We start from the raw sequence: 7,995 nt of genomic DNA, 5'->3' as shown, positions 1-7,995 counted from the left end.
CATCTGTTAAATAGATATCCTTATCTATAATTTTAATTATTAAAAAGTCATTAGAATCGTAATTTTGGAAATACATTTCTTCTGCCTCTTCAAACATGTCATCGTTATGAACTACATATCCCAAAAATCCCATTAAATTTACAACTAGACTGAATATATCACTATTTGTTTTATGTTTTTTTGGATCGTATGAATTTATGGTACTTATTTTTTGCCATTTATATTCCTTATCGAACACATAATCATCCACCCCGTAATCATAATCCTTTGGGTCTCTTTTTGTTGGTAAACTTTCCCAGTTAGTTTTTATACAAACATCTACCAATTTTTCAAGATGATCTATATCCTGTATCTCGTCCTATGTATGTTCGTTATAGTAACCTACTGATATATTCGTACACTCTGGTATTGTATCCATGAATACACCAGAATCACACCACCACCCCGTAGGATCTTGTTGGTATTTTAAACCATTTTTACCGAATTCTTTAATTAATTCATCAGCAAATTCTGGTGAACAACATTTGATATATGTTTGTTCTGTTATTATAGAATCTAACCCTTTTCTATCGAAAGCTATACATCTATCATAATCTTTAAATTTTTCATAATTAGATTTTAAAGATTGTCTAGACCCCCATGTACCCGTGGGTGAAGTTACACCTTCTTCTCCTCTGAAAAAGTAATATAGTCCTGGTATTTTATTTTCAATCATTTTAATCATAATAACCATACCCGCTTTATCGTCTCCTCCTAATACCGTAGTACCATTGGGTGTAATGAAACCGCCCTCTTCTATGATATGGAAAACTCTCTCATATTTTTTACTATATACATCAAGATGAGAACAAAATACGGTTTTACTTTCCCCTATTTTTATAAAATAATTCCCATGTTGATCAGTTTGGATATTGTCTGGTAAAAACTTTTTTAAAGTATCTTCTTTTTCAAATGTAGTCCAGGAGTAACTGCGTTTCCGCATTGTCTTCCACAACAAGAACAGCAGGTACAGTATCAGACATGATAGTACGGTAGCATGAGGCAAAGGGAAGGCGCCGTCTCCCGAGCCCCTGATCCAAGCAGGGGCATTGCAGTGGGCAGACGCGCTATAGCGTCCAACGCAGTTGGAGGCGCCAGTTGCGCACGCGCGAGCTGTCAATCTGGTCGCGACCTTGGCCAATGACATCGCGGTTGGTATATGCCGTAACGCTGTACTTGGCTTCAAGATGCACCGCCGATGTCAAATCGAGGCGGACCAGAACGTGAGCGCGCTGCCCGTGCTCAAATAACGCCGGAACGCTGAATCCATATCGGACATCCGGCTCGTAGGCAAACAAGCGGCTCTCGAAGCTGTCGGTGCCGAAGAGGGTCCATCGCATATTCGTCGAAAGGCGTGCAAGCGGCGCGTAGCCGGTTTCAACCCATAAAAGTGTCCCTGTTTCCGAGCCGTCGGGCTGCTGTACGTACGTCCAGGCGGCGCGGGTGTCAAAGCGCAATGTTTCGGTGAACGCATATCGCAAGTGGGTGCGCACGTTGTGTTGGGTGCGCATGCTATGCACAGGCACGGTAGGACCATAGGGATACGTGGTGGATTGCCGATGATCGCGGGTGCGCCACTGCCCTTGCAGGCGCAGATGCAACTGCGTGTGCGGGTCGTAGTGCACAGCGGCAGATGCGCGCGTGGCCACTTCAGGGCGAGTGGTACGAAACTGCGGGTTGCGCGTGTACGTCTGCTGAAGCGCGCCGTACAGCGTCCAGTGCGGATGCACCGTAAGCGCGAGTCGGGTTTCGGCCCCCTGCGAGCCCGCGCCGCCGCTGCCCGGTAGGCTGCCCATGTCGAGCGCATCGTAACGACGATGCATGGCATACCCCCGCACGACCAGCGTAGCCGCCCGCCCAATGTCGGCATGCGCACCCAGCACCGCTGCACGCCCCTCTGGACCCGTAAGGGCCCCCTCGCCGACCAATGTAAGATTTTCAGAGAGGGTGTAGTGGGCAGCCAGACTCCAGTGCGTTGTCCATTGCCCGGCAAAATCGTGACGCGTGTCGGGACGCAACGAAGGCACAAGCGGATGCCCAAAGCGCGCATAGAGGCCCAGCAGTCCGACCCGAAGCCCGGCCGCCTGCCACTGCACCTGTCCGCCGACATGCGTCGTTGGAAGCACGCGTCGGTACTGGCGCTCGGTGGTTGTGCGCCGAAGCGAGGTACTACGCAGCGACCGAGCTACAATGTCCGATGCATGCTGAAGCGTATCGAGGGTGGCATCCCGATTGCGGTGCGACACAAAAGCCGTCGCATCCACCTGAGGAGTAATGCGCACGGTAGCGCCCACGCCCCGAAAATACGAGTGCGGATTCGTGCCGCGATAGGCGCGGACCCCGCTACCGTGGCGCAGAAGCGTCTGTGGCGTTCCATACGCCGAAGCAAAGCGCGCGCCCGTCCACAGCGCCAGGCCGTGCCCAAAAGCCGCCTGATAGCTCCCCACCACCAGCTGGCGCAGGCGGCCCCGGTCGCGCAGGCGGAGGTATCCCACGAGGTGGTCGGCTCCATACTGGCGGGTGGTTGGATCCCACTGGAGCGGCTCGCCCGGGCGTTTGTCGGTGGTCAGGCCCATGTCGAGATGCGCGTTCCAGGCACGCAGGCGCAGCACCGAGCGGTAGGGCGAGCCCAGATACGGCACATCGGTGCGGCCCGTGTAGCCCCGCGCCCGCTCAATGCGGCGCCCAGCGCGGAGCAAGCCCTGCATGTGCCAGTCGTGCCGCCACCACGGAGCAGCCTCGCGAGCAGACGTGGACGCTTCCTCAGCATCGGGGCGAACCTGCACGAAAGGGGCCACCATGCGGTACGTTCGGGTAGAGAGCGTGGGGACCTGCTGGAGCGCTGCAACGTCCGCAAACGGCCCATGGGTACCGCGGTACGACACGATCTGGAGCGCCTGGCGAAGGCTAACGCCCGGCAACTGCTGTAGCCGATCGGCCGAGGCGGTGTTCAGGTCGAGCGGATCATCCATCCACGTCTGCCAGCGCGTCAGCACGTCAGGGTGGGGTTCGTCATCAAGGTAGGGCAACAGATGCGCCCACGCATCGGTCGTATCGGAACGCAGAGGAAGCGCGCCTCCACGCGAAGCCGGAGCCGCGCTGGCCCGCTCTACGCTGTGGAAGCGCAATACGGAGAGCACGACGCCTGAAAGCAGCAGCAGCGATAGGAAACGAGACAATGATCGCACATTCATAACGATGGGCATCTAACACGAAGAGAAGCAGCATACAACGCAGCAGGCCGGAGGTCACCACTGCACGCGTACATCGGCGGCAGGCGACCAGCCCAACTCCCAGTGCTGCTCGGCAGCTACCCCCACCCGCAGCGCGCCCCGACGTAGCCCCACGCCCAGCGCAAACTCGGAAGGGGCCGTCTGCATCCCACCACGCAGAACAAGCAGGGGGATGATCGTGGCCTCAACGCCCGTACGAAACCGAAGCGGAAAGTCAAGGTCTTTGAACAGATCTGCGCTCAGGTCAACGCGCTCAGAAAGGTCATAGGCGGCGCCCACGCTAAGCGTACGGGGCAGCGGCGTATCGCCGGTCCACCGTGGCTGGTTTACGTTCGTGGCGTGGATGCCCACATGAATCAGCGGCAGCACCTGCATGATGGTGCCCAGATGCAGTCCCACGGTGTGCGCGTTGCCAAAGCGTTCCACTGCCACATGATAGTAGCGGACCGCAACCCCCAGGTGGAGCGAGCGGGCCGTGCCCAACTGAAATGCTCGAGCAGCCCCCAGCGACAGGTGCGTTTCGCGATAGTCTTCAAATCCAAACGTGCTGCTTCCGCCCGACAACGTCGTGCCCCACACGGGTTCGTGCAGGCTTAGCGCTCCATGACGCAACTCGGGCAATCCGTACATCTGCCCAGCATAGACCGCAGCAGCGCGCGCGTTAAGCCCCGCCCACGAAGCCGGGTTCAGGTGCAGTCCTACAAGCCCAGGGCGCGCAGTCGTTGCATGCGCCAGGCCCGTACTCTGCGTGGAACCCCGCATGTCGAACAAAGATTGAGTGTGCCCCCGCATCGGAGCGGCAAAAACCGTAACGAGCACCACAGAAAAAAGAAGGAGCCGAAGATTCAGTAGAATGCGCATAGCCAACGTATAGACTGTTCTAAACCGGATCTGAACGCACAGAAAACGCGTTCCATGAAATGAATGTGTAGTATCATACAGCGTATTGAAGATATATGCAAGACGCAGCACACACGTCTCGTTCTGTGCATCTACGTGCAGCGGCGTCGTCCGGGCCTGGTATCGGGCGGATATTGCAGCTTATTGCCCTCGTCGTTGTAGGATGGGCAAGCGTAGCACCTATCAGTCCGGCGCAAGAGTTGAGTTGCCGCGTGCAGCTGGACTACTCACAGATTTCAGGAACCGACACGTCAGTGCTCGACGATCTCGAAGACCGAATCGAGGCCTACCTGAATACACGCTCCTGGACGCCGCACCGCGTGGCCGATAGCGAGCGCATTGGATGCAGCCTGCAGGTCATCATCGAAGATGAACCTTCTGCTGGTGACTACGAAGCACGGCTGGTCGTGTCGGCCCGGCGGCCCATTTTTCGCACAGCCCAGTCCTCTCCAGTACTGCGCCTCAACGATCCCAAATGGGAGTTTAGCTACAGCCGAGGCGAAAGTTTAGTGCATAACCTGAACCGCTACGATCCGCTCGCTTCGGTGCTTGACTTCTACGCCTTTCTCATTTTAGGCATGGACTTCGACACGTTCGGCGAGCGAGGGGGAACGGCCTACCTGGAGCAGAGCCGCGCCATCGCAGAACGGGCTCGGTCTGACCCCAGCAGCACCGGGTGGGAATCATTCGGGTCAGACCGTAGCCGCGCCGATTTTATCGATGAACTGCTCGACAGCCAACACCGCCCCCTGCGCGACATCATGTTTCGGTACCACTACGACGTGCTCGATCATTTTGTGGATGACCCCGAGGGCGCACGCGAAGAGGCTATGGCGGTGCTGAGTGACCTGGAAACGCTTGAAGACCGAGTCGGAAGCACATACGTCCTCGATCACTTCTTCTCCTCAAAGTTTGAGGAACTGGCCGCCCTCTTTCGGGGAAGCTCCGTCCGCCAGCAAGCGCGCCGCACCCTCACCCAACTCGACCCGTCGCACTCCTCGACCTACAACAACGCTCTTGAGTAAAAACCGCGGCGGATTGATCATCAGCATGACTGTTGACGCTGCACTACCTCCACACAACCTGCCACCGGGTGCTGGGCTTCGGGGCGTCGCTCTGGCAACTGTGCTGAAATGCGGGGCCCGGCTGCGCTAACACGCGTGCCCGGTGCGTGCGGCCCTGCATCTGCACAGCCACCTGCCACACCCTGTCGTGCGGATGCGCCACAACCTGCCCGGTGCCATCATCCACGGCGGTGCAGCGTAGACGCTTCCGCAACGCAACGCACGCAGCCTGCACCGGGCGCGGCTGCGTGACACGTCCGCGACAATGCGACACGTCGTACACCGTGTCTGCCTGGTGCGCGGCAACCACTGTAGGTATGGCCTCGGCCTCCACCCACCCATAGTGCATGCCCGCAGGCAGCACCAACACAGTGGGCGCAAACCGATGTCCACCCAAATGCGAGGTCTGCCACGCGCCTTCGGGATGCGCCTGGCGGGCCGCTGCGGCCACCGGACGCCCCCACTTAGCGCAGCAGGCGTCGCGCCGCCCGTTGGTGCAGGTTAGCACGAGCGGGGCCGCGGGCAGAGTCAACGGGCCGCGCTGAAGCAGACTGGGCACGTCGAGTGCAGCCAGATCGGTGTAATGGGATACGCGGCGGGCGTGCACAGCCGGGTTGCATCCGGCACGTACTACGAAGCAGCGGATAGACCCGCGCACATCCCACGTAGTAAGCCGGCGGCGAATCAGCTGGATACGCAAGTCAGGCACAGCGGCGCGCCACTGCTGCACAGCATTGGCGATTTCCGGATACCACGCAGCCCCTTCCACCGCCTGGCGCGCCCACGGCGATGGGTCTTCGATGAGCAGCCAGTGCGCCGCCTCGGTAGGGGGGCCAGCCATGTTATCGGTCTGAGCACGGGCAATCTGGGAGCAAAAGGGCATGTTCACGACGGAAAGGGCGTGTTAGGGGCGTGAGGGCGACCCGGCAGCCAATGGCCCTGAGTCGCACTGCTGTATGCGTAGTGAGCACGAAAACCGTCTTCAACACGGCTACGCCAGCTCCGCAGCTGTCGTCACCACGTTGATTTCGCTGTGGAGCGTGCGGTGCACCGGGCACTTGTTCGCGATTTCGAGTAGGCGAGCGCGCTGCTCATCCGAAAGGTCGCCCTCGACCGTCACCGTGCGCGTGAAGCGATCGATCTTGCCCGACTCCGTTTCGCAGTTGTCGCAGTCCTTGGCATGGATCTTATTGTGCTGCACCTCTACATGCGCCTTTTCGAGCGGCCAGTCTTTGCGGCGGGCATACATCTGAAGCGTCATGGTCGTACAGGATGCCAGGCCCGCGCTCAGGTACTCGTACGGTGTGGGGCCCGTATCTTCGCCACCCAACGACGCGGGCTCGTCGCCGACAAGCGCATGATGCCGCGCCTGCATCTCTGTGCGGTAGCCCTCGGTGCCTGTTGTTGCCGTCACGCCCGATTCCGGAGCATCCGCATCGCCAGGTGCGTCATCAGGGGGCGTAGCCACCGATTTCGCATCCAGATAGCGCACGGCCAGCGCCGAGATGACATGCGCCACATACGTCGCATCGTCGGGATTGGTGAGTAGGTGATCGGCCTGGTCGAGCGAAACGTAGCTCTTCGGGTGCTTCGCTGCCTGGTAGATAGCCGCTGCGTTCTCCACGCCCACCGTCTGATCCACCGGGCTGTGAAAAATCATGAGCGGACGATCAAGATCGCCAATCGTATCGCGCATGTGCTGCGCCTCCAGATCGTCCAGAAATTGCTTCTTGATGGTAAACGACCGCCCGGCCAGCGTCACCGACGCCTCGCCTTCGGACTGAATGGTGTCGATCTCGTCATCAAGTAACTGCATCACATGCGAGGGCTCTGCCGGTGCCCCAATGGTAGCAATCGCCTGCACCGAGGGCATGTCGTGCGCCGCCTGCAGCACCGCCGCCCCGCCCAACGAATGGCCAATCAGCAGAGACGGTGCTTCATATTGCGCATCCAGAAAATGGGCTGCTGCCACCAGGTCCTGCGCATTCGAGGAAAAGTTGGTATCCGCAAAATCGCCCTCGCTCTCGCCCAGTCCTGTAAAGTCAAAGCGCAGCACCGCAAACCCACGATCGCACAGCGCCTTGCTGATCGTGCGTGCCGCCCGAAGATCTTTCGAGCAGGTAAAGCAGTGCGCAAACAGCGCGTACGCCGTTGGGGGGCCATCCGGACGTTCCAGGCGCGCTGCCAGTTCGTCGCCACGGTCGTTGGTAAACGTCAATCGTTCAGAAGCCATGCGTTGCCAGTTTGCTAATGAAAAGAGCCAATCTGCATATACATATGCACGATGGGTTTTGTGGATGCAAAGCATCGCGTGTTACACCCGTAACGATCCGCGCTCCGCGAACCGATTCGCCCCACGCAGGCGTGTCATCGCGCAGGTAAAGCTCGCAGCACCTTGTCGGAGGATAAGATGCAGTTCGACACGTTCGGCAACAGCCCTGCGCTGCATGAGAACAAGAAAAGAGTCAAACAGGAGGGGAACCGTCTTACCCCGCTCTCCGAAATCCAGGAGGTGCTGGAGACGGCAGAGCGTGCTGAATGTGTGGGGGTGGCGTTGAGATCCTTCTTCCCAAGGGCGTCAGGATGACTTAAGGGCGCGAACAATAGCCTGGTAGTATGAGGTTTTCTTTCCTCTTCAGTCATGCTGAACGCAGTGAAGCATCTCAGGATGACCAGCTGGAAAGCGATGCCGCTGCTCTGTCGCATAAGCGACTGGGGGGGCATGAGGTGGTGAGACGCCTCGCGACGCACCACTCAGG

Annotated in this window: 7 protein-coding genes; 1 reads left to right on the top strand and 6 read right to left on the bottom strand. The window is 58.2% G+C overall.

Annotated features, from left to right (window positions below; all coding sequences use genetic code 11):
* From R6U20_RS01645 to R6U20_RS01630, 4 genes are all read right to left on the bottom strand, one after another.
* On the bottom strand, nucleotides 1-325 hold a 325-nt coding region (locus tag R6U20_RS01645), incomplete at its 3' end, for a hypothetical protein (RefSeq protein WP_410336131.1).
* A gap of 33 nt (nucleotides 326-358) precedes the next feature.
* Complete coding sequence (locus tag R6U20_RS01640; protein ID WP_410336130.1) at nucleotides 359-982, bottom strand: hypothetical protein; 624 nt, start codon at nucleotides 980-982, stop codon at nucleotides 359-361.
* 124 nt (nucleotides 983-1,106) lie between these two features.
* Nucleotides 1,107-3,233: a ComEA family DNA-binding protein gene (locus R6U20_RS01635; RefSeq protein ID WP_410336129.1), complete on the bottom strand. Its 2,127-nt coding sequence runs from the start codon at nucleotides 3,231-3,233 to the stop codon at nucleotides 1,107-1,109.
* Nucleotides 3,234-3,287: 54 nt separating this feature from the next.
* Nucleotides 3,288-4,034: a hypothetical protein gene (locus R6U20_RS01630; RefSeq protein WP_410336128.1), complete on the bottom strand. Its 747-nt coding sequence runs from the start codon at nucleotides 4,032-4,034 to the stop codon at nucleotides 3,288-3,290.
* Nucleotides 4,035-4,258: 224 nt separating this feature from the next.
* Here R6U20_RS01630 and R6U20_RS01625 point away from each other — a divergent pair, with 224 nt between their 5' ends.
* A complete protein-coding gene (locus tag R6U20_RS01625; protein WP_410336127.1) occupies nucleotides 4,259-5,197 on the top strand; it encodes a DUF4835 family protein in 939 nt (312 codons plus the stop codon).
* A 43-nt stretch (nucleotides 5,198-5,240) separates the two neighbouring features.
* On the opposite strand, the gene R6U20_RS01620 is transcribed toward R6U20_RS01625, so the two are convergent.
* Entirely contained in the window at nucleotides 5,241-6,119 is an 879-nt protein-coding gene (locus R6U20_RS01620) for a sucrase ferredoxin (protein WP_410336126.1), read from the bottom strand.
* Nucleotides 6,120-6,227: 108 nt separating this feature from the next.
* Complete coding sequence (locus R6U20_RS01615; protein ID WP_410336125.1) at nucleotides 6,228-7,469, bottom strand: alpha/beta fold hydrolase; 1,242 nt, start codon at nucleotides 7,467-7,469, stop codon at nucleotides 6,228-6,230.
* Nucleotides 7,470-7,995 lie beyond the last annotated feature (526 nt).

Source organism: Longimonas sp. (assembly GCF_046498435.1).
Taxonomy (GTDB): domain Bacteria; phylum Bacteroidota; class Rhodothermia; order Rhodothermales; family Salinibacteraceae; genus Longimonas.
The sequence above is the reverse complement of the archived record's forward strand: the minus strand, read 5'-3'. Positions and strand labels throughout refer to the sequence as shown.

Bases quoted from the DNA above. Each gene is read 5' to 3' on its own strand.
- R6U20_RS01640 (WP_410336130.1), bottom strand. From the start codon at position 982: ATGCGGAAACGCAGTTACTCCTGGACTACATTTGAAAAAGAAGATACT.
- R6U20_RS01635 (WP_410336129.1), bottom strand. From the start codon at position 3,233: ATGAATGTGCGATCATTGTCTCGTTTCCTATCGCTGCTGCTGCTTTCA.
- R6U20_RS01630 (WP_410336128.1), bottom strand. From the start codon at position 4,034: ATGCGGGGTTCCACGCAGAGTACGGGCCTGGCGCATGCAACGACTGCG.
- R6U20_RS01620 (WP_410336126.1), bottom strand. From the start codon at position 6,119: ATGCCCTTTTGCTCCCAGATTGCCCGTGCTCAGACCGATAACATGGCT.
- R6U20_RS01615 (WP_410336125.1), bottom strand. From the start codon at position 7,469: ATGGCTTCTGAACGATTGACGTTTACCAACGACCGTGGCGACGAACTG.